We start from the raw sequence: 24,464 nt of genomic DNA, 5'->3' as shown, positions 1-24,464 counted from the left end.
TTTGGGTCAGACGAGTGCCACGGGTTAACAATCTCCCCCCTTGTGGGGGAGATGTCACGAAAGTGACAGAGGGGGGTACCTTGCCGCACACTCCAGTGCCGCCGAAAACCCGAAGCAGTGCCCGCCGCATGCGCAAGGTCATGACGGACGCGGAACTGCGTCTCTGGAATGAATTGCGCGCCCACCGCCTCATGGGCCTCGGCTTTCGCCGCCAGCTACCTATCGCCGGTTATATCGTCGATTTCGCCTGCCCAACGGAGAAGCTGATTGTCGAGGTCGATGGCTCCCAACACGGCAATGATCGCGATCAGACCTATGATCAGGTTCGTACCCGCCGACTAGAAGCAGACGGGTGGACTGTTTTGCGTTTCTGGAACGACGATGTCCTGAAGGATATCGACAATGTCTGCATGCATATCCTCATCGTCGCCGGAAAGGATAAGGCATGACCGTTTCGATCTACACCGGCGGCTGTCAGTGCGGTACGGTTCGCTTCCGGGTGCGGGGCGAGCTGAAGGATGCCTCCATCTGTCATTGCCGCATGTGCCAGAAGGCCTTCGGTGCCTATTATGCGCCACTGGTTTCGACCCGCGGCGCCGAGTTCACATGGACACGCGGCGAGCGGAAGGTGTTCCAGTCGTCCAACTACGTCAAGCGCGGCTTCTGCGGGGATTGTGGCACGCCGCTCACCTATGAGGCGCCGGATGGCATCGCAGTCGCGGCCGGCGCTTTCGACGACCCCTCGCAACTGCCGCCTGTCGTGCAATATGGCACGGAAGCCAAGATCGGCTTCGTCGACCGGCTGCATCTGCTGCCGGGACACCGGACGGAGGAGGATGCGGAACAGGCGCCTTTCGTGCTTGAACTTGTGTCATATCAGCATCCTGATCGCGATACGGCAACATGGCCACCGGAGAACGACAAATGGCGATGACGGCGGGACATAGCGGTGGATGCCAATGTGGCGCGGTTCGTTATCGCACCGCCAGTTCGCTCGGCTATCCGCATCTATGCCATTGCCGCATGTGCCAGAAAGCATCCGGCAATTACGCTCTGCCACTGGGGAGCGCCAAGCGTATCGATTTCGAGCTGACGCGCGGTGAGTCCTCATGGTTTCATTCGTCCGATCTCGTGCGCCGTGGCTTTTGCGGCGCCTGCGGTACGCCTTTGTTCTATGATGTGCCCGGCACGGATTCCATCAATGTGACACTTGGTTCATTGGATGAGCCAGCGCTGGTCCAACCCGTCGCACAATCGAACCGCGCCGGAAAGATGCCCTGGTTCCAGGCGCTCGATGCGCTGCCGATGGAGCCGGATGAGGATAGCTCAGATCGTGCAATATCGATCAAGCTCTCCAATCATCAACATCCCGATTACGATACCGAAAGCTGGCCAGAGGAGAAGAGCCATGAGTGAAGCCACCAGAAGTGGAGGATGCCAATGCGGCGCAGTGCGGTTTCGCATCCGCGGCGAGCTTGGCCGCCCGTCGATCTGCCATTGCCGCATGTGCCAGAAGCAGTTCGGCAGCTTCTTCTCCGCCCTGGTGACGGCGCCGAGCGATGGCCTTGAATGGACACGTGGCGAGCCGACCTATTTCCAGTCCTCGGTCAACATCGACCGCGGCTTCTGCAAGAATTGCGGCACGCCGATGACCTACCGTCATCCCGGCGGCCTGGAAATCGCCATCGGCGCCTTCGACGAGCGCGACGATCTTGCCCCGCAGATCCAGGTCAATCATGCCTCGCGCCTGCCCTGGGTGGAGACGATCTTCGAAAAACCCGTCCACAAGGATCCGGATTTCTACTCGCGGCAGGAGCAGATCATTTCCTTCCAGCACCCCGATCACGATACGGATGTCTGGCCGGCCGAGGGGCTGAAGATATGACCGAAGCCTTGCGGACGTTCTATCCGGAAATCGAACCCTATGCCTCCGGCCATCTCGATGTCGGCGACGGTCATGTGATCTATTGGGAGCGCGTGGGAACGCCGGGCGCCAAGCCGGCGGTCTTTCTGCATGGCGGTCCGGGCGGCGGCATTTCGCCCAGCCATCGCCGCGTGTTCGATCGCGCGCTTTACGATGTCACCCTATTCGATCAGCGCGGCTGCGGGCGGTCGACACCGCATGCTGGCCTGGACGCCAATACGACCTGGCATCTGGTTGATGATATCGAGCGGCTACGGGAGATGGCCGGTGCGGAAAAATGGCTTGTTTTCGGCGGCTCTTGGGGCTCGACGCTGGCGCTTGCCTATTCCGAAACGCATCCGGAGCGCGTTTCCGAGCTGGTGGTACGCGGCATCTACACGCTGACGAGAGCCGAGCTCGACTGGTACTATCAGTTCGGCGTCTCGGAGATGTTCCCTGACAAATGGGAACGCTTCGTGGCACCGATCCCGCCGGAAGAGCGTCATGAGATGATGGCCGCTTACCATCGGCTGCTGACACATCCGGAAAAGGCCGCGCGTCTGGAGGCTGCCAAGGCATGGTCGATATGGGAAGGCGAGACGATTACGCTCCTGCCGGAGCCTACCGTCAGCGCCCAGTTCGAGGATGCCGAATATGCGCATGCCTTTGCCCGCATCGAGAACCACTTCTTCGTCAATGCCGGCTGGCTCGAGGAAGGCCAGCTGCTGCGCGATGCCCATAAGCTGAAGGATATTCCCGGCGTCATCGTCCATGGCCGCTACGACATGCCCTGCCCGGCACGATATGCCTGGGCGCTGCACAAGGCCTGGCCGAAGGCGGAGTTTCATCTGATCGAGGGTGCCGGCCATGCTTCGTCCGAGCCTGGCATCCTGGACCAGCTGATCCGCGCGACCGATAAGTTCGCCGGGAAAGTGTAATGCCGAACAACGCCTCTCACCCTAGTTCTCTCCCCGTGCGCGGGGAAAGGGAACAAGCTCGCAAGCCCCTTCGCCCCGTGTAAACGGCGAGAAGGTGGACTCGAACGGTTTCGCAAAGCGAAACCGAGAGGGGACGGATGAGGGGCACCCCACTATCAAACCGGTTCGCCGGAGGAAACAGTATGACACGCGAAAAAATCTATCTCTTCGACACGACGCTCCGCGATGGTCAGCAGACGCCTGGCATCGATTTCTCGGTCGAGGACAAGATTGCCATTGCGACCATGCTGGATGAGTTCGGCCTGGACTATGTCGAAGGCGGCTATCCCGGCGCCAATCCGACCGATACGGCTTTCTTCAACGAGAAGCGCACGACTTCGGCTGCCTTCGTCGCCTTTGGGATGACAAAGCGCGCCGGCATCTCCGCCTCCAACGATCCCGGCCTTGCGAGCCTGTTGCAGGCGAAGTCAGACGCGATCTGTTTCGTGGCGAAGAGCTGGGACTATCACGTCAAGGTGGCGCTCGGCTGTACCAACGAGGAGAATCTCGAAAGCATCGCCGAAAGCGTCAAGGCGGCCATCGCCGCCGGCAAGGAAGCCCTTGTCGATTGCGAGCATTTCTTCGACGGCTACAAGGCCAACCCGACCTATGCGCTTGCCTGCGCCAAGACGGCCTATGACGCCGGCGCCCGCTGGGTGGTGCTCTGCGACACCAATGGCGGCACGCAGCCGCCGGAAGTCCGCGCCATCGTCGAGGCTGTCATCGCCTGCGGCGTTCCCGGGCACTGTCTTGGCATCCACGCGCACAACGACACCGGCCAGGCCGTCGCCAATTCGCTTGCTGCGGTCGAGGCCGGCGTTCGGCAGATCCAGGGCACGCTGAACGGCATTGGCGAGCGCTGCGGCAATGCCAACCTGATCACGTTGATCCCCACGCTGGCGCTGAAAAGAGCTTACAGCGAACGCTTCGAAACGACGATCGACGCCGAGCGGCTGGTGGGCTTGACCGGCCTTTCGCATGCCTTCGACGAGCTGCTGAACCGCTCTCCGGACCATCAGGCGCCCTATGTCGGCGCCTCTGCCTTTGCCACCAAGGCCGGCATCCATGCCTCAGCGCTGCTGAAGGATCCTCGCACCTACGAACATGTGCCGCCGGAAAGCGTCGGCAACTTCCGCAAAGTCATGGTCTCCGACCAGGGCGGCAAGTCGAATTTCATCAATGCCCTGAAGCGGCGCGGCATCGAGGTCGGCAAGGACGACCCGAAGCTCGACCAGCTGATCCAGATCGTCAAGGAGCGTGAAGCGACAGGCTATGCTTACGAAGGCGCGGATGCGAGCTTCGAACTTCTGGCGCGCCGCACGCTCGGCACCACGCCGGAATTCTTCGCAATCGATGGCTTCCGCGTCATGGTCGAGCGACGTTTCGATTCGCACGGCCGGGTGAAGATCGTCTCGGAAGCCGTGGTCAAGATCATCATCGACGGTGAGACCATCATGTCGGTTGCCGAGGGCGACGGCCCGGTCAACGCGCTCGACCTGGCGCTGCGCAAGAATTTCGGCAAATACCAGCACGAGATCGACGATCTGGAATTGGCCGACTTCAAGGTGCGTATCCTCAATGGCGGTACGGAGGCCATCACCCGAGTCCTGATCGAATCCACCGATAGCGACGGCGTGCGCTGGTGGACTGTCGGCGTGTCCGAGAACATCATCGACGCATCGTTCCAGGCGCTGATGGATTCCGTCATCTACAAGCTGATGAAAAACCGCCATATGGCAGGCAAGATCGCAGCGGAGTGATCCGCTGCCCATCAAAAAGCTTGACGATGCCGTCAAGGAAATGAATTAGCCATGTCGCATGCATTGGAGTAATCCCGTCTCAAATAATCGTGAAAGACGGGAAAATTCATGGCCACCGACGCGGTCAAACCTGAAATCAAGAACAACGACGCTGTCCGCGGCTTCGGCTTTGCGATGACGGCCTATCTCTTCTGGGGTGTTCTGCCGCTCTATATGAAGGCGCTGGCGCATATCCCGGCTTTCGAGGTCATCGCCCATCGCATCGTCTGGTCGGTTCCCGTCGCCGGCATCGTGCTGCTGGCGCTTGGCCGCCTGGGCGACATCAAGGCTGCGTTTCGCAATCCACGAACAATCGCCATGGCGTCGCTGACGGCGGCGCTCGTCACCATCAACTGGGGAACCTATGTCTGGGCGATCGGCGCCGGCCATTCGCTCGATGCTGCCCTCGGCTACTTCATCAATCCGCTATTCAGCATCGCGCTCGGCGCCATCCTGCTCAAGGAAAAGCTGGCGCCGACGCAGATCGTCGCGATCTGCCTTGCAGCCGCTGCCGTCATCATCCTGACGGTGAAGGCCGGCACCCTGCCCTGGGTCGCCTTGTCGCTGACCTTCTCCTGGGGCTTCTATGCCTTTTTCCGCAAGACCCTGCCTGTTGGAGCCAATCAGGGCTTTTTCATCGAGGTGCTGCTGCTCTGCATCCCGGCGGCATTTTACATCCTCTATCTGGAAGCACGCGGCGAAGGCCACTTTTACCAGACCGGCCTTTCGGACACCGCGCTTCTGCTCGGCTGCGGGCTCGTGACAGCACTGCCGCTGATGATCTTCGCCAATGGCGCGAAGCTTCTGAGGATGTCGACCATCGGCATCATGCAATACATCGTGCCGACCATGGTCTTCCTGATCGCCGTCTTCCTGTTCAAGGAACCTTTCGGCACGACACAGCTCGTTGCATTCTCGCTGATCTGGGCCGGTCTCGTGCTTTACACCTGGTCGATGCTGCGTCAGAGCAGAGAGCGCTAACGGGACGATATGGTTAGCAAATCGCTGATTGCGGCGGTTGAGCTATCATGGAAGCATGAACCGCCCCATCCCCTTGTCATCACGCAGCCCTAAGCCGAAAACCGCGGCGCAGTTTGCCGGAACAGCGTTCAGAGCTTGGAGATGACGGCCTCTTCTCCGCCACGGTCGCCGCGTGTCTCGGCGGCGTGCTTGCGGATCGCCGGAATGATGTCGGCCACCTTGTCGATGACGAGCGGCTGGACACGATGGGAGGTATGGACGAAACCCTCTTCCGTCATGTGGCGGATGAGCTCCATCATCGGGTCCCAGAAGCCATTGATATTGGCGAAGACCATCGGCTTTTCGTGACGGCCGAGCTGACCCCAGGTCATGATCTCGACGATCTCTTCCAAAGTGCCGATGCCGCCGGGCAGCGCCACGAAAGCGTCGGCGCGCTCGAACATGCCGTGTTTGCGCGTATGCATGTCCGGCGTTATGATGAGTTCGTCGAGTTGACCGAGCGAATGGCGCGTCGCTTCCATATCGACCAGAAATTCCGGAATGATGCCGGTGACCTGACCGCCGTGCGACAGCACGCCGCTCGCGACAGCGCCCATGATACCCTTCGTTCCGCCGCCATAAATCAGGCGCAGGCCGTTTTCGGCAATGCTTTTGCCCAGTTCTCGGCCGGCAGCCATGTGGGAGGGGTCGCGTCCCGGCCGCGAGCCGCAATAGACGCAAATGGTTCGAATTGGCGTGGAATCGTCGGTCATGAATGCAAACAACTATGCTGCAGATGCTCAGTCAAGATTTTTCAAAGGAAAACTTGTGTCGGGACATGCGAAAATGGCTGAGAAAGCTTGTAAAAGCAGGCGAAATCGCTAGCAATTTCAGGAGTTGCGACGACTTCGCCGCGTGGAGATGAATGATGATGAAGAACCGTGCCGGTTGGCTGGCTCTGTTGGTGTTGGTAGTGGCGACCTTGCTGATGGTCTTTTTCGTGATGCCACGCATCAACGGCGACAAGACCCCGATCGGCAATGTGGTCAATCAAGCCAGCAACGCGGTGAAGAATACGATCGACCAAAACGCGCAGAAGGCCGGCGAGACCGCCGAGAACGCGACCAAGGCCACGCAGAACGCCGTATCGACAGCCGTCAACACTGCAGACCTCGCGAAGAAGCTGACTGACTTGACGGGTACGGCAACCGCTTCGCTGGCCGATTTGAAGGCGCTCTTCAAGGACGGCAATGCACCGGCGCAGGATGTGTTCACGGCTGCGAAGACAAAGGCGATTACCGCGCTGCAATCGATCGTCGGCTTCGCGCTTCCCGAAGGGCTCGACGCAACGACGACCGGACTCGTGAAGACAGCGCAGGACGGCGCGGGCAAGGCGCTCGCCATCATCCAATCTCTCCCCGACAACGCCGCCGAAGCCAGTGCGGCGATCGACAAGGCTTTCGCAGCACTGACCGGCCAACAGGCGCCCGAGACCAACGCGGCTGCCAATCCCCACGTACCGTCATTCGACGTGTTACGCGTCGAGCCGGATGGCTCGACAGTTATCGCTGGTTCGGCCGAGCCGAATGCCAAGCTGGAGATCGTCGACGGCGAAAAGGTCGTCACGACGACCAATGTCGGCCCGAGCGGCGACTTTGCCGCCGTACTCGACAATCCGCTGCCGCCTGGCGACCACGAATTGGTGCTACGCGCCACCGGTAAGGACGGCAAGGCCATCAATTCCGAGGAAGTTGCCACCGTCTCCGTGCCGAAGGACAATTCCACCCAGGTCCTCGCGATGGTGTCGAAACCAGGCGCTGCAAGCCGCATCATTACCGCGCCTTCCGCCAAGCAGGGCCGCGTGACCGCCGGTGAACAGGACGCCTCCGCAGCCGACGCACAGAACAACGCAACAGATAAGCCGGCAGCCACGACAGATGCCAAGCCGCAACAGGATGGGACGGCGGTGGCATCCGCCAACCCCGCAGCCGGTGCAACAACGTCGCCGGGCGCAAAGACGGATGCAGGCCCGGATGTGATGGTCAACGCCGTCGAGATCGAAAACGACCATATCTTCGTTGCCGGCACCACGAAGCCGAATGCCAAGGTCCGCGCCTATGCCGATGACAGGCTCATCGGTGAGAACGTCGCGGGTGCGGACGGTCACTTTGTCGTAGACGGACCCATGCCTCTTGCCGTCGGCGATCACAAGATCCGCGTCGACATGCTCGATGGAGCCGGGAAAGTCGTCGTGCGCACCAGCGTCAACTTCACGCGCCCCGAGGGCAATCAGGTGACGGTCGCGGCGCAGACGCCCGCCGCCGCCAATGGTCAGGCGCAAGCGACCACGGCAAACATGGTGCCGCTCGACGAGGGCGAGCTTGCCAAGCTCAAGGAAGGCGCCGGCAAGGCTTTTGCGCTGCTCAAGGGCCTCTTCACCGACGGCAAGCAGCCGGATACGGAACAGCTCGCAGCCGCCCGCTCCGGCACGGAAATCGCGCTCAAGTCGCTGTCGGAATTCCGGCCGACCATCAACGCCAGTGCTGCGCTGAAGAAGGCTGCAGCCGATGCTTCCAGCGCGGCCGCCAAGGCGCTTGCTGCTCTCGTCGCCCTGCCGAAGGACCCGAAGTCGGTCGGCACGGCGCTGCCTCAGCTCGAACAGATGATCGCCGTTATCACGGAGCCTGCTCAGACGGCACCAGCACAGCCGAACACAGAGGTCTCATCCAACAGCAGCGGCCCGAAGACGCTTGAACAGGCGCCGCTGTCGCAGGACACCAATGCTGTCATCATCCGTCGCGGCGACACGCTGTGGCAGATCTCGCGCCGCATCTACGGTGCGGGCGTGCGCTATACGACGATCTATCTGGCCAATGAGGACAAGATCAACAATCCGGACCGGATCTTGCCGGGACAGGTCTTCGGCCTGCCGAAGGACGCATTGCCGAATGCCGAGGAGCTTCACCGCAAGCGGCTTTCGGGCGAGCATCTCTAGTGGCAACTACAGCCCATCGTGAACATTGGCAGCGGCCAGGCTTATCAGCGCCTGGCCGCTGCTTTTATACGGCATAAAAATAGTATAAGCGTCGCCCGACTCCTATAGCCTTCGCGTAATGGCCATGTCTTGGCTGTGAAGGCTTGCCAGTCGGCTGTGCAAACGCTGCCACGCCCGACTGCCCAATCATTCGCCGGAGACGGACATGGCAGGCCAAAAGAAAACCATATCGGCGGATTCCAGCAATCCATTGAGCACGATCGTCAATCTCTGGCCTTATATGTGGCCGAGCGGGCGCATGGATCTGAAGATGCGGGTGGTCTGGGCAACCGTCTTCCTGCTGGTCTCGAAATTCTTCCTGCTGCTGGTCCCCTATTTCTTCAAATGGTCCGTCGATGCGCTGAACGGCAAGCTCGACATGCAAGGCATTCTGCCGGCTTTCATGGTCGGCGCCATCGCCTTGATCATCGCGACGAATGCAACTCGCCTGATCCAGCTCGGCCTCAACCAGCTGCGCGACGCGCTGTTTGCCAGCGTCGGCCAATATGCGGTTCGCCAGCTCGCCTACCGGACCTTCGTGCACATGCACGAGCTGTCGCTGCGGTTTCATCTGGAGCGCAAGACCGGTGGTCTCTCGCGCATCATCGAACGCGGCACCAAGGGCATCGAGACGATCGTCCGCTTCACGATCCTCAACACATTTCCGACCTTCATCGAATTCCTGCTGACCGCCATCATCTTCTGGCGCGGCTATGGCTTTTCCTATCTCGCCGTGACTGCCGTCACGGTCTGGCTCTACATCTGGTTCACGGTGAAGGCGAGCGATTGGCGCATCTCCATCCGCCGGACGATGAACGACAGCGACACGGACGCCAACACGAAGGCGATCGATTCGCTCCTCAACTTCGAAACCGTCAAATATTTCGGCAACGAGGAGATGGAGGCAAAGCGCTTCGATCAGTCGATGGCGCGCTATGAAAAGGCTGCGACGGGTGTCTGGACATCGCTCGGATGGCTGAACTTCGGCCAGGGCGTGATCTTCGGCCTCGGCACGACTGTCATGATGGTCATGTCCGGCTGGTCCGTCCTCAACGGGCATCATACAGTGGGCGACTTCGTCTTCATCAATGCGATGCTGCTGCAGCTTTCGGTACCACTGAACTTCATCGGCTTCGTCTATCGCGAAATACGTCAGGGCCTCACCGACATCGAGGAAATGTTCGATCTGCTGGAGGTCAAGCCCGAAGTCGTCGACGCTCCCGATGCCAAGGAGCTCATCATCGGCAATGGCGCGATCTCGTTCAGGGACGTGCATTTCGCCTATGATCCGGCACGGCCGATCCTGAAGGGCATTTCCTTCGAGGTGCCTGCCGGCAAGACGGTCGCTGTGGTCGGTCCTTCAGGCGCCGGAAAATCGACGCTGTCACGACTGCTCTATCGCTTCTATGATGTGCAGAGCGGCACGATCACCATCGACGACCAGGATCTGCGCACCGTCACGCAGAAAAGCCTGCGTAAGGTCATCGGCATGGTGCCGCAGGATACCGTGCTCTTCAACGACACGATCGCCTACAATATCCGCTACGGCCGGCCGGGTGCGAGCGAGGCGGAAGTGACCGGAGCGGCCGAGATCGCCCAGATCAGCGAATTTATCCGCACCCTGCCCGAGGGCTTCGAGACCAAAGTCGGCGAACGCGGCCTCAAATTGTCGGGTGGCGAGAAACAGCGTGTCGCGATCGCGCGCACCGTTCTCAAATCGCCGCCTGTGCTCATCCTCGACGAGGCGACCTCGGCGCTCGATACGACGACCGAGCGCGAAATACAGGCTGCCCTCGATGTCGTCTCCAAGAACCGCACGACGCTTGTCATCGCGCATCGTCTGTCGACCGTCATCGGCGCAGATGAGATCATCGTGCTGAAAAGCGGCGTCATCGCCGAGCGTGGCACACATGCTGAGCTTCTGGCGCAGAATGGGCTTTATGCGTCCATGTGGAACCGCCAGCGCGAGGCGACGCAGGCCGAGGAGCATCTGAAGCAGGTACGCGAGAACGACGACCTGGGCGTTGTCGACCGATTGGCGCCGGCAAGCTGAGAAAGCCCGCAGGAGCGCCGCGTTCTGTGCCCCATTGCAGGCATTGGGCGCAGCACTTATGCACCGATGGCTGTCACGAGCCTGAGATAGCAGCTTGCTAGGTACGAGGGTCTTTTCAACGGAGCCCCGAAAATGCGTACTTTTGCCAAAGCTTTAAGCCTATTGCTCGTCGTCGGCCTTGCCTCGCCGGTTTTCGCCGAAGATGCCAAGCCGTTCAGCGATGCCAAGGAGATCAATCTCCTCGATCTGCTGCCGCCTCCGCCCGCCAATGATTCCGCACAGATGAAGGCGGAACTCGGCGAAATCCTGACGATCCAGGTGACCCGCACGCCGGAAATGGCGGCTCGCGCCGTGGCCGATGCCGAAGAGAACGTCTGGCGCTTCTCCGACGTCATCGACAATCCGAAATTCACCAAGGAAAACCTGCCGAAGTTTTCTGCCTTCTTCGATCGTATCGTTGAGACCGAAGGCGCTGTCGTCGATCCGGCCAAGGATGTCTGGAAGCGTCCGCGGCCGCATCTCTACAGCGATCTGGTCAAGCCGATCGTGCCCCTTTCAAAGTCCGGCTCCTATCCGTCGGGCCATACCACGCTCGGCACGCTGATGGGCATCGTGCTTGCGAACATGGTGCCGGAGAAGCGCGCCGTCATCATGGCCCGCGCCTGGGAATACGGCCACAACCGCGTCGTCGGCGGCATCCATTACGCTTCCGACATCGAAGCCGGCCGCATTGCGGGCACCGTCATCGCTGAAACAATCATGACGCATGACGATTACAAGGCCGAATACGAAGGCGCCAAGGCGGAACTGCGCGCCGCTCTCGGCCTCTGATTTCCGATCGGCCGACGCAGAACATAGGAGGCCGCCATCATCGGCGGCCTTTTCATTGCGTCCTGCACGGGTTTCCACAGGCAACACTTTTCAAGTCAGGGGAACATTGGCATCTTGCTCGATGCGGATTGCGTTGAGGACGAGCGTGCGAAAGCATTGCCCATGACAGGTTTTGCCTGTAGTCACGCTCGACTGGTATTCAGAGCAAGACCGCTTATCTTGTTCTCATTCTTTTGACTGGCATGACCTTGCCGAAGAACCGGAGCCCGGTTCCTGGTGAGGGCGCCCTAACGGAGTAGGCCGTAGATGAGCTTGATGAACAGCGTACGCAACGTCATCGTTCCCGTACACAAAGAGGGCTATCCCTTCATTGCAGGCTTCTTCGTTGCGTCGCTGGTACTGGGCTGGATCTTCAAGCCGCTCTTCTGGATCGGTCTGATCCTGACTTTATGGTGCGCCTATTTCTTCCGCGATCCCGAGCGTATGACGCCGCAGGACGATGATCTGGCGATATCGCCTGCCGACGGCAAGGTTTCAAGCGTGCAGATGGTGACGCCGCCGGCCGAACTCAATCTCGGCAGCCAGCCGATGCTGCGTATCTCGGTCTTCATGAACGTCTTCGATTGCCACGTGAACCGTTCGCCGATGCGCGGCCGCATCACCAACGTCGCCTATCGCCAAGGCAGCTTCCTCAATGCCGAACTCGACAAGGCCAGCGAACAGAACGAGCGCAACGGCCTCGTGATCGAAACCAAGCATGGCGAGATCGGCGTCGTGCAGATCGCCGGCCTCGTTGCCCGCCGCATTCTTTGCTTCGTCCATCCGAACGAGCCGCTGGATGCCGGCGAGCGCATCGGCCTCATCCGCTTCGGCTCGCGCCTCGATGTCTTCCTGCCGGAAGGTGCTTCGCCGCGCGTTGCAGTCGGCCAGCGGGCGATTGCCGGTGAAACCGTCATTGCCGAATTCGGCTCGGCCAAGGGCGCAACCCTTAGCCGCCGCAGCTGAACCGTAGGAACACGAGCGAGATGAAGACGCCTTTTCCGCCTTTCGAGCCGCATGGGCCTAACGACGAAGCGCGCGGGCCGCGTCTCCGGGAAATTCCGTTGCGGCTGATCGTGCCGAACATGATCACCGTGCTGGCGATCTGCTCGGGCCTGACGGGCATTCGCCTCGCTTTCGAAAGCCGCTACGAGCTCGCCGTTGCAGCCGTGCTGGTCGCAGCCTTCCTCGATGGCATCGACGGGCGCGTCGCGCGCCTGATGAAGGCCACCTCGAAGTTCGGCGCGCAGATGGATTCGCTCGCCGATATCGTCAATTTCGGCGTCGCGCCGGCACTCGTCGTCTATGTCTTCCTGCTCGATCAGGCCCGCTCGCTCGGCTGGATCGCGGCGCTGATCTACACGATCGCCGCCGGCCTGCGGCTCGCCCGCTTCAACGTCATGGCCGAGCGCGAGCACAAGGCCTCCTGGCAATCGGAATATTTCGTCGGCGTACCGGCGCCTGCCGGCGCAATGCTGGTGCTGCTGCCGGTCTATCTCGGCTTTCTCGGGCTGACGCCGGACCGCACCTTCGCCTTATGGGGTGCAGCCTACACGGTTCTCATCGGCTTCCTGCTGGTCAGCCGCCTGCCCGTATGGTCCGGCAAATCGGAAGGCAACGGCGTAAGGCGCGACCTGGTGCTGCCGATCATGCTCGGCCTTGTCGTCTATGTTGCGCTGCTGATGAGCTATACGTGGCATGTCATGGTCGTGACCGTCGTCATCTATTTGCTGTCCCTGCCCTTCGGCGCACGCTCGTGGGCGAAGAAATACGGCACCTACACCATCAACGGTCCCGCCGATCCCAATGTCGACGATTCCAACGACGACATCGGCCGGCATATCTAGGACCGGCATATCAAACCGCTGCGCAATGGCCCTTTGACGGCGTCGCCGCGCTGCAACCGCTAGTCTGTAAGTCTCCCTTATCAATCAGAGACATGACGATCGCTCATCGGCCTAATGGGAAGCCAGATCCGCGCGATATTTCCGCAGATTCGAACATTGCGGCAGTGCGGATTCTACACGAGGTTTCGGCGCTAATCTCTCGAAATATGGTCGTTGTTTACAAAAGCTGATTGGCAAACGCCTTCGATTTGTCATGATTTACGACAAAAAGCACTACTCGACTGTGAATCGAAAAATGCTCCGGGGGAGCATGGTGAGGAGTGAAACATGACGCAGAAGAAAGACCAGCCGGCACAACCGCAGGCAAAGATCGATCCCAGCAAGCATTATCGTCCGCTGGGCCTGAAAGCCGTTCTTGCAGCGCATCTGATGCTGAAGACAAAGCCTCTCAAGAAGAAGATCGCCTGAGAATATAGTTCTGCCCACAGCCGACCAATACCGGCAGGCAGCATTTCCGGTCACTGGCCGCTAAAATGGCGGCCGCTCAGAGAAGGCTTAGCTGGCCATCTTCCGGATCCGCCTTCTTCGGCGGCTTCCTGACAGGATCGAGCGTTACGGGTGTCTGCACCTCCGGTCCCATATTGGCAACCTTGTTGACACGATCCGAAACCGGGATCGCCTCGAAGAAATCCTCCTGGACCGGCTTCATCAGATCGAGAACGTCGCGCGGTTCCTGCGTCTTGCAATCGAGCCAGCGGGCAAAATCCTCCGGCTTGATGACGACGGGCATTCGGTCATGGATAGATCGAATGGCGCTGTTTGCCGCAGTCGTCAGGATCGCACCCGTATCGACTTCCGAACCGTCGGCCGACGACCAGGTTTCCATAAGCCCGGCAAACGCGATGACACCGCCCCTGCGAGGGCGAATCCAGTAGGCTTGCGGCTTCTCGCCGCTTTCCTTCGGCGGCCGATGCCATTCGTAGAAGCCGGATGCCGGGATGAGGATGCGGCGATGGCGCATGGCCGCGCGGAAGGAGGCCTTGCCGATCGCCGTTTCCGCCCGTGCATTGATCAGCAGCGGGAAATCCTTGGGGTCCTTCACCCAATCGGGCATGAAGCCCCAGCGCACGAGCAAGGCGCGACGATCCGGCAAATTGCTGCCTGGTCGCTGCCTGTCGCCCGATATGACGACAAGGATCGGCTGCGTCGGCGCGATATTGTAGCGCGCGGGAAAACCGTCATTCAGCAGGACGCCGAGCGCTTCGCCCACCTGGTCTGCTGTCGATGTCAAAGCGAAACGTCCGCACATGAGGCCTGTGTTGCACCCGCAAGGCGCCGGGTCAAGCCTAAGGTCAGCCGCGTGGTCCGAGGAGAATGATCGCCGCCCCGACGAGGCAGATGACGGCACCCGAAATATCCCATCGATCCGGCAGCCGCCCTTCGGCGAGCCAGAGCCACAGAATGGAGGCAACGATATAGACGCCGCCATAGGCAGCAAAAGTGCGCCCGGCCGCCTCGTTCGGCACCAGCGCCAGCAGCCAGGCAAAGAGCGCCAGCGAGACAAGGCCAGGTGCGAGCCACCAGACGGGCTTCGACAGACGCAACCACGCCCAGAACGCAAAGCAGCCCGCTATTTCGGCGAGAGCCGCCAAAGCATATAGCCCGTAGATCATCCCCGATCGTCCCCGTATTCGGCACATTAAGAATCGTTGCCTTGGCCGCGAGCGAGTTAAGGGGCTTTCCCGCGGGACAGCAAGCGCCGTTTCCTGTAGAAATTGGTCGCAGATGGCTCGTTGCCATCGCGCGTCGATCTTCCTGTCCGAATGCAAAGCGATCCATGACCTCCAATCCTCGCCCTGCTTCCTCCGCCATTCTCGAACGCAACGGTCGCTTCCTGCTGGTGTTGCGCAGCAATCCGCCGTCCGCCGATATGTACGCCTTTCCGGGAGGGCGGGCCGAAGAAGGAGAGACGCCGGCCGACGCGGCACTGCGCGAGTTCAAGGAGGAAACAGGCATATCAGCCCGCAATCCCCGCCTGTTCGAGACCTACGACCTGCGCTCCCACGCGGCAGACGGAACCCTGACGAGCCACTTCCTGCTCTCGGTCTTCCTTGTGGATGCCGATGTGGATGCGGTTGCCGAAGCCGCCGACGATGCAGCTGCCATTGGCTGGTACACGCTGGAGGAGGTGCGCACGCTGCCCGTCCCGGCCAGCGTGCTCGAATGCGTGGAACGACTTGCTGCAGCAAACGCATAGCTCGGCGCCGAAATTAACGATGCTGAGCAATATCGGCGTGGAAACCACCTGCCCCGCCTTGTTCCCGTCATGCTTGTCCGGTCAACATGGTTACATGATTCATAACAGCCTTGGCCGACCGCTTCTGATCTGCATCGCGCTTGCCGTAGCCTTTCCCGCTGCGGCACAGCCGGCAGCAAGCGCGCCACCGGCACAGGCGGCCGATAATGCGAATACCGAGCAGCCTGCGCCCTATGACGAGCAGCTCTCCCGGCTCTCCGAAATTCTCGGCTCGATCGACTATTTGCGCAATCTGTGCAGCCCGACGCGGGAAGACGGATGGCGCGGCGACATGCAGCACTTGCTCGACACGGAGACCAAGAGCGAGCCGAAACGAAAAGAAAGGCTCACTGCGGCCTTCAACCGTGGATATCGGTCCTTTGCATCGGTTTACACGAATTGCACGCCGCAGGCCCGCGTCGCGGAAGAGCGATACCGTAACGAAGGTGCAACACTGGCGACAGAAATCACCGCACGCTTTGGAAATTGACGATTTATTAACCTCTTTTCATAGCGAGCCGTGTCGTTTTGGGAAAAGGCTGATAGAGTTATTAAGCAAGTGGTAAGGACATGAACGTCTCGAGGAAAGAAACAATGGAAACCAGCCTGAACGAAATCGACGACATGATCGTTCATGAAAAGATGCAGGCAGCGCTGGAATACCAGAATGAAGCTTGGGCCGACGGCATGGCAGATGGCATCGAGCCCGAAATCATCGCCGACGCAGCCATCGCCCACGCCATTCGCGAGACGATCCGGATTCAAGGGGAACAGGGCGCCGAAGCCTTGCTCGAATCGCTGCGTGAACGCATGCTCGCTGGTGAATTCTCTCCGAACCGTACCCTGCAATAACACTCAGAGATTGCTAATGCGTATCTTTCCAGGCAGTGCGCTCACCTGTTCCATTGCCTCGTTCGCTGCCGTAACCCTGCTTTTGGGCAGCACCGCCTTGCCGCTACCGGCCAATGCCTTTTCCCAGCTCAACCCGCCGCCCCCCCAGGCGAAAGACGCAGCACAGTCCACTCCGAAAAAGAACGAGAAACCGATCGAACAGGCGCTGGAAGCGCCCGCCAATAACGCGCTGCCAATGCCCGATCCGCTGATCAACAAGCAGGCCGGCCAGAGCAGCGGCGATACTTCGAACACGAACAAATCGGTCGAATTCCTTTACGATATCGACAAGGCACCGGAGCCCGTAAAGAAGCTGCGCACCGCGATCGTGGAAGCTGCTGCTTCCGGCGATCTCGAGCGCCTGCGCCCGCTGATGAATGTCGGCGGCGGGCTCAAGCAGACGCAGGTCACCGCCGACGACCCCGGCGAAGATCCTATCAAGACCCTGCATGACCTTTCAGGCGATCCCGACGGCATCGAGATCCTGTCCATTCTCCTCGATATCATGTCGACCGGCTTTGCCCATGTCGGTCAGGGAACTCCTGACGAAGTCTATGTCTGGCCCTATTTCGCCGAGAAGGACATCAAGACGCTCTCCACGCCGGAGAAGGTCGATCTAATGCGCATCGTGACGGCCGGCGACTATGCCGACATGCTGGAATTTGGCGGCTATAATTTCTATCGCGTCGGCATCACGCCGGACGGCCGCTGGAAATTCTTCACCTCGGGCGAATGATCCTGCCGGGGCACTTGCGGTTCCCCGCCGAAGGCCCTACCTCTGCGTGATAGGCCAAATCAGCGGAACAATCATGCCAGCCGTATTCCTGAGAGAGCGCTCCTTCATCCGCATCACCGGCGCGGAGGCGGAGACGTTCCTGCACAATCTCATCACCACCGATCTCGCCTCGCTTGGCGCCGACGAGGCGCGCCCCGGCGCGCTGCTGACGCCGCAAGGCAAGATCCTGTTCGACTTCATGATCTGGCGGGATGGCCCCGGCTTTCTGGTTGAAACCGACACGGCGCAGCGGGAAGGCCTGCTCAAGCGGCTCACGATGTATCGCTTGCGTGCCAAAGTCGATTTCGCCGCGGAGGACGCACAGGGCGTCACGGTCGCATGGGGAGATGCCTCAACGGATGGACCAAGAGACAGCCGCTTCGCCAAGGCTGGAATTCTCCTGACGCGGACGCCCGGTGAACATGGCAGCGATCCCGAGACGCTTTATGACGCGCTGCGGATCGCCAATGGCATCACCGTTTCCGGCCGTGATTTCGCGTTGCAGGACGCGTTCCCGCACGATGTGCTGATGGATCTGAACGGCGGCCTGGGCTTCCGCAAGGGCTGCTATATCGGCCAGGAAGTGATATCCCGCATGCACCATCGCGGCACGGCACGCAGGCGGGTCGTCATCGTCAACGGCAGCGCCGAATTGCCGCCCTCCGGCACGGAATTGACTGTCGGCAGCAAGCCGATCGGCACGCTCGGCTCAACCGCCGGCAATATGGGCCTTGCCATCGTCCGCATCGACCGGGCCGGCGAAGCCATTGCCGAAGAGGCTCCGATAAAAGCTGGCGGTGTCGACATCACCGTCTCTCTTCCAGCCTGGTCCGGCCTCTCCTTCCCCACCAGCGCCGATGAGGCGTCGGCATGATATCCGCCAAGGCGACGCGCGCCTGGCAGCGCATGCTATCCGGGCGCCGGCTCGACCTGCTCGACCCATCGCCGCTCGATGTCGAGATCGGCGACATCGCGCACGGGCTTGCCCGTGTCGCCCGCTGGAACGGGCAGACCTCCGGCGATCACGCCTTTTCGGTGGCACAGCACAGCCTTGTCGTGGAGGCAATCTTTCGCCACCTCAATCCGGCAACGCCGGACGAACTGCTTGCCGCCTTGCTGCATGATGCGCCGGAATATGTGATCGGCGACATGATCTCGCCGTTCAAGTCCGTCGTCGGCGGCGATTACAAGGTCGTGGAGAAGCGGCTCGAAGCGGCGATCTACCGACGCTTCACCCTGCCCCCGCATTGCGCGCCAAAGCTCAAGGAAAAGATCAAGAAGGCCGATACGATCTCCGCCTACTTCGAGGCGACGCTGCTTGCCGGCTTCACGCCCGATGAAGCCCGCAAATTCTTCGGCCAGCCGCGCGATATCACACGCGAGATGCTGCCGATCGATCCCGTGCCGGCGATCGAGGCACAACGGCTGTTCCTCAAGCGCTTCGAGACGATCGAGGCGGAGCGTGCTGCCATGAGGATCGGCGCGTGACCGCGATCGTCATATCGCCGCTGGCGCGCATCGCCGAAATGGCCGTTCGCCATGGCGCGCGCGAAATGATCAGCCTGATGGCCAAGGAGCAGAATTTTCATCGGCCTGCCGTCATCAAGGCGGATCGGCATCTGCTGCTCAACATGAACGACATCAACTTTGCCGGGACCGGCGATCTCGTCGCCCCGCAGGAGACGCATGTCCGCGCCATCATCGATTTCGCGACCGGTTGGGATCGAAGCGCGCCTTTGCTCATCCATTGCTGGATGGGCGTCTCGCGCTCGCCAGCGGCAGCACTGATCGCGGCTTTGGTCGTTCACCCGGAAGAAGACGATCTGGCGCTTGCGCATCGGTTGCGCGCGAGTTCGCCATTCGCCACGCCGAATGCCCGGCTGGTCGCCATCGGCGATGACATGCTCGGGCGCCGGGGGCGTCTCGTTGCCGCAGTCAAAGAGATCGGCCGTGGCGCAGATACTGACGGCAATGCGCCTTTCATGCTGCCCTTGGCCGCCTTGAGCACTGGCGCATAAAAAACGGAGATCGCGTTTCGCAATCTCCGCTCGTTTCACAGCAATGAACCACCGCGATCACACGGCGACGCCATCCGTTTGGTCCGGATCATACTGGCCATAGGTGTTCTGATAAAGCGACGACGGTTCCTGCATGTTGTTCAGCAAGACGTCCAGCGCCTGATCCTTGGCAAGCGTCGCGGCATCCGTTGGATTGCTGTCGCTCGTACTCGGCTCCAGAGACAGCATATCGGCGGCGGAAACATCCGACGATTTCAGAGCATCGAGGCCCTCGGCGAACTGATCCTTGGTCAGGGAGCCGGCGTTTTGTGTATCCAGGCTCTTGAACAAGGCTTCTGCATCGCTTTGGCTCATGTCCTTCGGACGCCCGGCGACGAACTCGTCCTGCGAAATCGTGCCGTCCTGATTGGTGTCGAGGCTGGCAAACAGCTGGTCCATGGGGGATTCGCTGGAAGAGCCGTCCCCTGACGTGGAGCTGCTTGACTGGGTGTTCTGCTGCATCTGCAACAGCATCGACGCCAGATTGCCGGAAAAGACGTCCGTGGCGCTCGGATCGCTGCTGCTGTCGCCATTCTCGTCGTTGACAATGCTCGCCGACAGGAGGCCGGATTGCGCCGCCGCCTCCAGCTCCTGAGCATCCACGACACCATCCTGATTCTTATCCAGGGGACTGTACGAGGCAGCCGTCATGCTGCTTCCAATTGAAGAAACCCCGCTCATCCAAATCTCCTACGGCAAATGCCATCGCGTGGTTGAAAGACCCCGGCACGCTTAGTCATCTGCAAACAGGATAGGCCGTTTTGCCTCGCGGATTGAGATTGGTGTTAATTCACCATTAACCATAATTGACAGCCATCGAATCATATTGCCGGTGGGCGCTTACGCGACCGGAACAACCGTTGCTTGAATTTCCACCGGCTCAATGCTCGAATCATTTTCGAGCCTCTATTGGCTGCTTTCCTATTGAATGACGGCACATGCCAGGCGCTTGCCGGCGCCGCCGACGGGCTGGCTGCGGTAATCATCCGAGTCGGCATGGATCATCAGCGTGCGGCCGCGGATGCCGTTCTTGCCGTTCAGCGACACCATGCCGTTGAAGACCTGGGCGCGCAGCTTGCCATCCTGATCGACATACTGGTTGGGCATATCGCCGGCATGCGGCCCGTTGGCGGCCAGAAAGCCGTGCTCCGCCTTGGTGGGATTGAAATGACCACCGGCGGACTCGAAGCCGTGCGTATGGTCGCAACGGCTATTTTCATGGATATGGAAGGCGACCCAGCGATTGGCGGGCATGCCGGACACTTCCATCTCGATCAGCACGCCCTTTTTGCCCTCGGTCAACGTCGCCCGGCCGGCCTGCTTGCCGTCGAGGCCGACGAAATCAGCAGTGGCGGTATTCTGACTTTGGGTTTGCGCTGCCGCAGGCGTCGCTGCTGCAAGAGCGAGAATTGCAACGATCATGATCCGCTTCATGGAACACCCTCCCTGTTCTGCGTGGCAATTGCCCAACGCATGGCAGGCATGAGGGTTCCGGCGAGTGGAAAAAATGACCCTAATCAAAATGATAAGGCGGCTTGCCGACATCCCGGCGGCCGCCTTACATCGGATGAAAGTGCGCGTCAGGCCGCTATGCTGCCGACGTCATACTGGCCGTATGTGCTGTTATAGGCATCCATCGGCGACATCAGATCAAGGTCGAAGCCGACATTGGATTCCGGTGACTTGGCCGTGGAAGCGGTATCGGCGCTCGGCAACTGCATGAGCTTAGCAATCAGGCCGCTCAACGCACTGTTCGAACCATCGGCAGTAGCGTCGGTATTGTTGGCCTCGAGAATGCCGGGGCGTTCGTCCACCGAGCGTTCTTCTTGGCTTAAAAGACCGTCGCCATTCGAATCGAGACGCGAAAGCGTGCCACGATACGGGTAGGAGCTGTTGGATACGGAAGAAACATGGGACATACAAACCTCCTGAGGTAGGAGCCGCCTCATGCGACGTCGTTTGTACGCAATACATTCAGAGTTGGACTATGAATCGCTTTTAAGCTGCTTCGCGTTGCCGGTAAAGACAAATTGTTAATGAGTATTAACCATAGTTCCCAAGTGGTAAATCTGAATTTCCTAATGTTTCCTTCGCAATCCATTATGAGGCAATTCGGTATAATCCACTGGAATCATAGGGGAATCTGACTATCTAATCTTACCCGGCGAGCGCTTTCGTATATGCTACGGCGGATCGCCCATGGAGAAGACATGATGGAATTGTTACCGCTCGTCATCCTGGTCGTCGGCATCCTGGTACTGCGAGGCCACAACCTAAGGATAAAGCAGCTGGAAGCGCGCGTTCAGGAGCTGCAAAATGCTCTCGCGGGCAAGGTGCTGACGGCGGATGCGGCCGAATCGGTTCCCGTGACAGATTCGATGGCTCTTGCTGCTGAACAGCCTATCGAAGACGAGCCGAAAGTGGCGATCGAACACACTTCGACGTCCGGTATCGAGCAGCCGGCCCTCGCCGCAAACAATGTCGCGGATACGGTCGAGGAAAAGGCCGCCCCTCTTGCCAGCCAGACATCCACGCAGACCAAGGAAAGCCTGGAGAGCACGATCGGCGCACGCTGGGCCGTCTGGGTCGGCGGCATTGCTTTGGCGCTCGGCGGCATCTTCATGGTCAAATATTCGATCGAGAGCGGTCTTCTCAGCCCCGGCGTCCGGCTTGTTCTTGCTGCACTCTTCGGCCTTGTCCTGATTGCCGCAGGCGAAGTGATCCGCCGTCGCGCCGCGCCGGTTCTGAACAATGCCTTCCAGAATGCGATGATCCCCGGCGTGCTGACGGCAGCCGGCGTCGTCGCACTGTTCGGCTCCACCTATGCCGCACATGCCATCTACGAATTCATCGGCCCCACGACCGCCTTCATTCTTCTCGCACTGATCTCGCTCGCCACACTCGGGCTATCGCTATTGCATGGACAGGCGCTTGCCGGCCTTGGTTTGCTGGCGTCGATGGCAACCCCTGCCCTGATCGCTTCGACCGCGCCAAGGCCCTGGATTCTCTTCGGCTATCTCGTCCTGACCTGGCTTGCGACCCTATTGGCGTCGCGCCTGCGCCGCTGGTTAATCGCCCCGTCCCTCGCGAACGGGCTGCTGAGTCTCTGGCCTCTGCTCTACATCACCTTCAGCCCGGCCGTCGATCTGGCGCCGGTTACGCTTGCCATGTTGGCGATGATCGGCGGCACCATCTTCCTCTGGCCGGGGCGCTATCCGATCTCCGAGACGGCGAAGGAAGACATTGCAACCGTGCCCACCGAAGACGCACCTCCGCGGCCCGGCGCCGACATGGGATGGGCTGCATTTCTTGCCCGGCAGCCGCTCGGCATGACGCTGACGGCAGCGGTTGGCGCGCTTACGGTGTCTCTCTGCCTCGTCAACTACAGTCTTCAACATGGATACCCCATTGTCGACGCCACATTCATGTTTGCGGCGATCGTTGCGGCGGTCGCGGCCTTCGGCGCCGGTCGCCTGCATGCGGCCTGGGCGACGATCCTGTCGGCGCTTGTCGCCGTCGTCGGCGCGTCCGGCATTCTGACCAACTGGATCGCCGGGCTCGAATCCGCAAGTACGGATGGAACCGCCAGCCTACAGAGCACGGTGCTCTATGAAGTGCTCGGCCTCGGCGCCCTCTTCGTACTGATCGGTGCCTTTTTCCTCAGGCGCTTTGCTGGCCAAGAAAAACCCTATGCCGCGCTTTGGAGCCTTGTCATGGCCACCACGCCGCTGGCGATCGCCACGATCAGCTTCGTCAACTTCGGCAACTGGACGCTCGACTGGCTGCACGGGCTCTACGGCATCGGGCTGGCCCTTGCGCTGATCGCGCTTGCAGAATGGCAGAACCGCAGCGACGGCGAAGGGCTGAACCTGCCGACGAACATCCTCGCCGCCGGCTCTTTTGCCGCCGCCGTCTTCGCCCTGCATACGCTTGCGCATCATGCCACCGCGACGATCCTGCTGCCGGTTCTCGGCATCGCCTATCTGCTGGCGGGACGTCTGCGCAATTGGCTCGTTCTGCCGTGGGCCATGGTTGCCGCGCTGGTCATCGCCATGGGGCGCATCACCTGGCAGCCGACGATCGTCGACCCGGCCGAGCTTGGCACGACGCCGGTCTTCAACATGCTGCTTGCCGGCTACGGCATTCCGGCCGCCCTTGCCGTCCTAGCCGCCTTCATCACGCGCCATTCGCCGAGCCTGCGGCTGCGCAATGCCCTGCAGGCGCTCGCCTGTTTCCTCGTGCTGCTGACCATTGCCATCCTCGTGCGCCATGCCATGAATGGCGGCGTGCTTAATGATGCGGTTCCGACGCTCGGCGAACAGTCGATCTACACGCTGCTGGCGATCGGTGCCTCCGCGACGCTGATGGCGCTCGATCTGAGCGCCGCGAGCCCTGTCTTCCGTTACGGTGGCATGGCGCTCGGTGTCATTTCGGTCTTCATGATCCTCACCCTGCATCTGCTGGGGCTGAATCCGTTCATGACGGGCGAGAGCACGGGTGGTATCCCGCTCTTCAATCTGCTGCTGCTTGCCTATTTTCTGCCAGCGATCGCCTATGGCGGATTGGCGCTCTTTGCCCGCAACCGACGCCCCCTGCCCTATGTCAGCATGCTGGCCGTCGCGGCGGCCGTCATGGCTTTTGCATGGGCAACCTTGTCGGTGCGCCGCTTCTGGCAGGGCGAGTACATTCCCTTCTGGAACGGTTTCATCCAGGGCGAGCTCTATTCCTACTCGGTCGTCTGGTTGCTGATCGGCATCGCGCTTCTGGGGCTCGGCGCCCGCTTCGAAGCCCGGAGCCTGCGCATCGCCTCGGCGGTGCTGGTCTTCATCGCCGTCGTCAAGGCCTTCCTCATCGATATGGCGAACCTCGAAGGCTTTCTGCGGGCGCTGTCCTTCATTGGCCTCGGCGCCGTGCTGATCGGCATCGGGCTGTTCTACCAAAAGATCCTGACGCGCAAGAAAGCGACGGAGTGATTGCGGCGAATCCATTCGCCCGGTAGGAG

Annotated in this window: 27 protein-coding genes; 21 read left to right on the top strand and 6 right to left on the bottom strand. The window is 60.6% G+C overall.

The genetic code is table 11. The annotated features are described in order from the left end of the window. The first annotated feature begins 128 nt into the window (after positions 1-128). The 7 genes from GA0061103_RS10315 (at position 129) to rarD (ending at position 5,660) form a co-directional block, all read left to right on the top strand. On the top strand, positions 129-449 hold the full coding sequence (locus GA0061103_RS10315) for an endonuclease domain-containing protein (protein ID WP_245304737.1): 321 nt from the start codon (positions 129-131) through the stop codon (positions 447-449). Then, complete coding sequence (locus tag GA0061103_RS10310) at positions 446-934, top strand: GFA family protein (protein ID WP_092710495.1); 489 nt, start codon at positions 446-448, stop codon at positions 932-934. Before GA0061103_RS10315 ends, GA0061103_RS10310 begins: the two co-directional genes overlap by 4 nt. Then, positions 925-1,416: a GFA family protein gene (locus tag GA0061103_RS10305; RefSeq protein ID WP_092710493.1), complete on the top strand. Its 492-nt coding sequence runs from the start codon at positions 925-927 to the stop codon at positions 1,414-1,416. Before GA0061103_RS10310 ends, GA0061103_RS10305 begins: the two co-directional genes overlap by 10 nt. Beyond that, positions 1,409-1,885 (top strand): GFA family protein, encoded by a 477-nt coding sequence (locus tag GA0061103_RS10300; protein WP_092710491.1) that lies wholly within the window; start codon positions 1,409-1,411, stop codon positions 1,883-1,885. The genes GA0061103_RS10305 and GA0061103_RS10300 overlap by 8 nt, the downstream gene beginning before the upstream one ends. After that, positions 1,882-2,841, top strand: a complete 960-nt coding sequence (gene pip, locus GA0061103_RS10295; RefSeq protein ID WP_092710489.1) for a prolyl aminopeptidase — start codon at positions 1,882-1,884, stop codon at positions 2,839-2,841. The genes GA0061103_RS10300 and pip overlap by 4 nt, the downstream gene beginning before the upstream one ends. A gap of 182 nt (positions 2,842-3,023) precedes the next feature. Continuing rightward, positions 3,024-4,640, top strand: a complete 1,617-nt coding sequence (gene cimA / locus GA0061103_RS10290; RefSeq protein ID WP_092710486.1) for a citramalate synthase — start codon at positions 3,024-3,026, stop codon at positions 4,638-4,640. 108 nt (positions 4,641-4,748) lie between these two features. Next, entirely contained in the window at positions 4,749-5,660 is a 912-nt protein-coding gene (gene rarD / locus GA0061103_RS10285) for an EamA family transporter RarD (RefSeq protein WP_092710483.1), read from the top strand. A 128-nt stretch (positions 5,661-5,788) separates the two neighbouring features. On the opposite strand, the gene GA0061103_RS10280 is transcribed toward rarD, so the two are convergent. Continuing rightward, positions 5,789-6,412: an LOG family protein gene (locus GA0061103_RS10280; RefSeq protein WP_092711244.1), complete on the bottom strand. Its 624-nt coding sequence runs from the start codon at positions 6,410-6,412 to the stop codon at positions 5,789-5,791. A gap of 155 nt (positions 6,413-6,567) precedes the next feature. Between GA0061103_RS10280 and GA0061103_RS10275 the strand changes: the two genes are divergently transcribed. From GA0061103_RS10275 to GA0061103_RS35020, 6 genes are all read left to right on the top strand, one after another. After that, on the top strand, positions 6,568-8,634 hold the full coding sequence (locus tag GA0061103_RS10275) for a LysM peptidoglycan-binding domain-containing protein (RefSeq protein WP_092711242.1): 2,067 nt from the start codon (positions 6,568-6,570) through the stop codon (positions 8,632-8,634). Positions 8,635-8,839: 205 nt separating this feature from the next. Then, positions 8,840-10,726, top strand: coding sequence for an ABCB family ABC transporter ATP-binding protein/permease (locus GA0061103_RS10270; RefSeq protein ID WP_092710480.1), 1,887 nt, complete (start codon positions 8,840-8,842; stop codon positions 10,724-10,726). 132 nt (positions 10,727-10,858) lie between these two features. Next, a complete protein-coding gene (locus GA0061103_RS10265) occupies positions 10,859-11,557 on the top strand; it encodes an acid phosphatase (RefSeq protein WP_092710478.1) in 699 nt (232 codons plus the stop codon). A 306-nt stretch (positions 11,558-11,863) separates the two neighbouring features. Then, entirely contained in the window at positions 11,864-12,562 is a 699-nt protein-coding gene (locus GA0061103_RS10260; protein WP_092710475.1) for a phosphatidylserine decarboxylase, read from the top strand. A 20-nt stretch (positions 12,563-12,582) separates the two neighbouring features. Continuing rightward, the gene (gene pssA / locus GA0061103_RS10255) at positions 12,583-13,443 is read left to right on the top strand and encodes a CDP-diacylglycerol--serine O-phosphatidyltransferase (RefSeq protein ID WP_075852135.1); all 861 of its coding nucleotides are present in this window, start codon (positions 12,583-12,585) and stop codon (positions 13,441-13,443) included. 327 nt (positions 13,444-13,770) lie between these two features. Next, positions 13,771-13,911 (top strand): hypothetical protein, encoded by a 141-nt coding sequence (locus GA0061103_RS35020; RefSeq protein WP_015339320.1) that lies wholly within the window; start codon positions 13,771-13,773, stop codon positions 13,909-13,911. A gap of 76 nt (positions 13,912-13,987) precedes the next feature. Here GA0061103_RS35020 and GA0061103_RS10250 read toward each other — a convergent pair whose 3' ends face one another. Then, positions 13,988-14,752 carry an SOS response-associated peptidase gene (locus tag GA0061103_RS10250; protein WP_092710472.1) on the bottom strand — a complete coding sequence of 255 codons (765 nt, stop codon included), beginning with the start codon at positions 14,750-14,752 and terminating at the stop codon, positions 13,988-13,990. A 43-nt stretch (positions 14,753-14,795) separates the two neighbouring features. Further along, a complete protein-coding gene (locus tag GA0061103_RS10245) occupies positions 14,796-15,116 on the bottom strand; it encodes a YnfA family protein (RefSeq protein ID WP_092710470.1) in 321 nt (106 codons plus the stop codon). A gap of 164 nt (positions 15,117-15,280) precedes the next feature. Between GA0061103_RS10245 and GA0061103_RS10240 the strand changes: the two genes are divergently transcribed. The 7 genes from GA0061103_RS10240 to GA0061103_RS10210 all read left to right on the top strand — a co-directional run bounded on the left by GA0061103_RS10240 (position 15,281) and on the right by GA0061103_RS10210 (position 19,423). After that, entirely contained in the window at positions 15,281-15,700 is a 420-nt protein-coding gene (locus tag GA0061103_RS10240) for an NUDIX hydrolase (protein WP_092710467.1), read from the top strand. A 94-nt stretch (positions 15,701-15,794) separates the two neighbouring features. Beyond that, positions 15,795-16,229, top strand: coding sequence for a TIGR02301 family protein (locus tag GA0061103_RS10235; RefSeq protein ID WP_092711240.1), 435 nt, complete (start codon positions 15,795-15,797; stop codon positions 16,227-16,229). A 104-nt stretch (positions 16,230-16,333) separates the two neighbouring features. Further along, positions 16,334-16,591 (top strand): hypothetical protein, encoded by a 258-nt coding sequence (locus tag GA0061103_RS10230; protein ID WP_034507811.1) that lies wholly within the window; start codon positions 16,334-16,336, stop codon positions 16,589-16,591. Between the two features lie 16 nt (positions 16,592-16,607). Continuing rightward, positions 16,608-17,366, top strand: a complete 759-nt coding sequence (locus GA0061103_RS10225) for a hypothetical protein (RefSeq protein WP_092710464.1) — start codon at positions 16,608-16,610, stop codon at positions 17,364-17,366. Positions 17,367-17,439: 73 nt separating this feature from the next. Next, on the top strand, positions 17,440-18,279 hold the full coding sequence (ygfZ, locus tag GA0061103_RS10220; protein WP_092710461.1) for a CAF17-like 4Fe-4S cluster assembly/insertion protein YgfZ: 840 nt from the start codon (positions 17,440-17,442) through the stop codon (positions 18,277-18,279). Next, positions 18,276-18,893 (top strand): YfbR-like 5'-deoxynucleotidase, encoded by a 618-nt coding sequence (locus GA0061103_RS10215; RefSeq protein ID WP_092710458.1) that lies wholly within the window; start codon positions 18,276-18,278, stop codon positions 18,891-18,893. Before ygfZ ends, GA0061103_RS10215 begins: the two co-directional genes overlap by 4 nt. After that, positions 18,890-19,423, top strand: a complete 534-nt coding sequence (locus GA0061103_RS10210; protein ID WP_092710456.1) for a tyrosine phosphatase family protein — start codon at positions 18,890-18,892, stop codon at positions 19,421-19,423. The genes GA0061103_RS10215 and GA0061103_RS10210 overlap by 4 nt, the downstream gene beginning before the upstream one ends. Before the next feature lie 57 nt (positions 19,424-19,480). Here GA0061103_RS10210 and GA0061103_RS10205 read toward each other — a convergent pair whose 3' ends face one another. The 3 genes from GA0061103_RS10205 to GA0061103_RS10195 all read right to left on the bottom strand — a co-directional run bounded on the left by GA0061103_RS10205 (position 19,481) and on the right by GA0061103_RS10195 (position 21,381). Next, positions 19,481-20,113: an EF-hand domain-containing protein gene (locus tag GA0061103_RS10205; RefSeq protein ID WP_245304719.1), complete on the bottom strand. Its 633-nt coding sequence runs from the start codon at positions 20,111-20,113 to the stop codon at positions 19,481-19,483. A 270-nt stretch (positions 20,114-20,383) separates the two neighbouring features. After that, positions 20,384-20,896 (bottom strand): superoxide dismutase family protein, encoded by a 513-nt coding sequence (locus GA0061103_RS10200; protein WP_092710450.1) that lies wholly within the window; start codon positions 20,894-20,896, stop codon positions 20,384-20,386. Between the two features lie 146 nt (positions 20,897-21,042). After that, positions 21,043-21,381 carry a hypothetical protein gene (locus GA0061103_RS10195; protein ID WP_092710448.1) on the bottom strand — a complete coding sequence of 113 codons (339 nt, stop codon included), beginning with the start codon at positions 21,379-21,381 and terminating at the stop codon, positions 21,043-21,045. Positions 21,382-21,675: 294 nt separating this feature from the next. Here GA0061103_RS10195 and GA0061103_RS10190 point away from each other — a divergent pair, with 294 nt between their 5' ends. Beyond that, the gene (locus tag GA0061103_RS10190) at positions 21,676-24,435 is read left to right on the top strand and encodes a DUF2339 domain-containing protein (protein WP_092711238.1); all 2,760 of its coding nucleotides are present in this window, start codon (positions 21,676-21,678) and stop codon (positions 24,433-24,435) included. Positions 24,436-24,464 lie beyond the last annotated feature (29 nt).

The organism is Martinezella multihospitum (genome assembly GCF_900094585.1).
GTDB classification, from domain to species: Bacteria; Pseudomonadota; Alphaproteobacteria; order Rhizobiales; family Rhizobiaceae; genus Rhizobium; species Rhizobium multihospitium.
The sequence above is the reverse complement of the archived record's forward strand: the minus strand, read 5'-3'. Positions and strand labels throughout refer to the sequence as shown.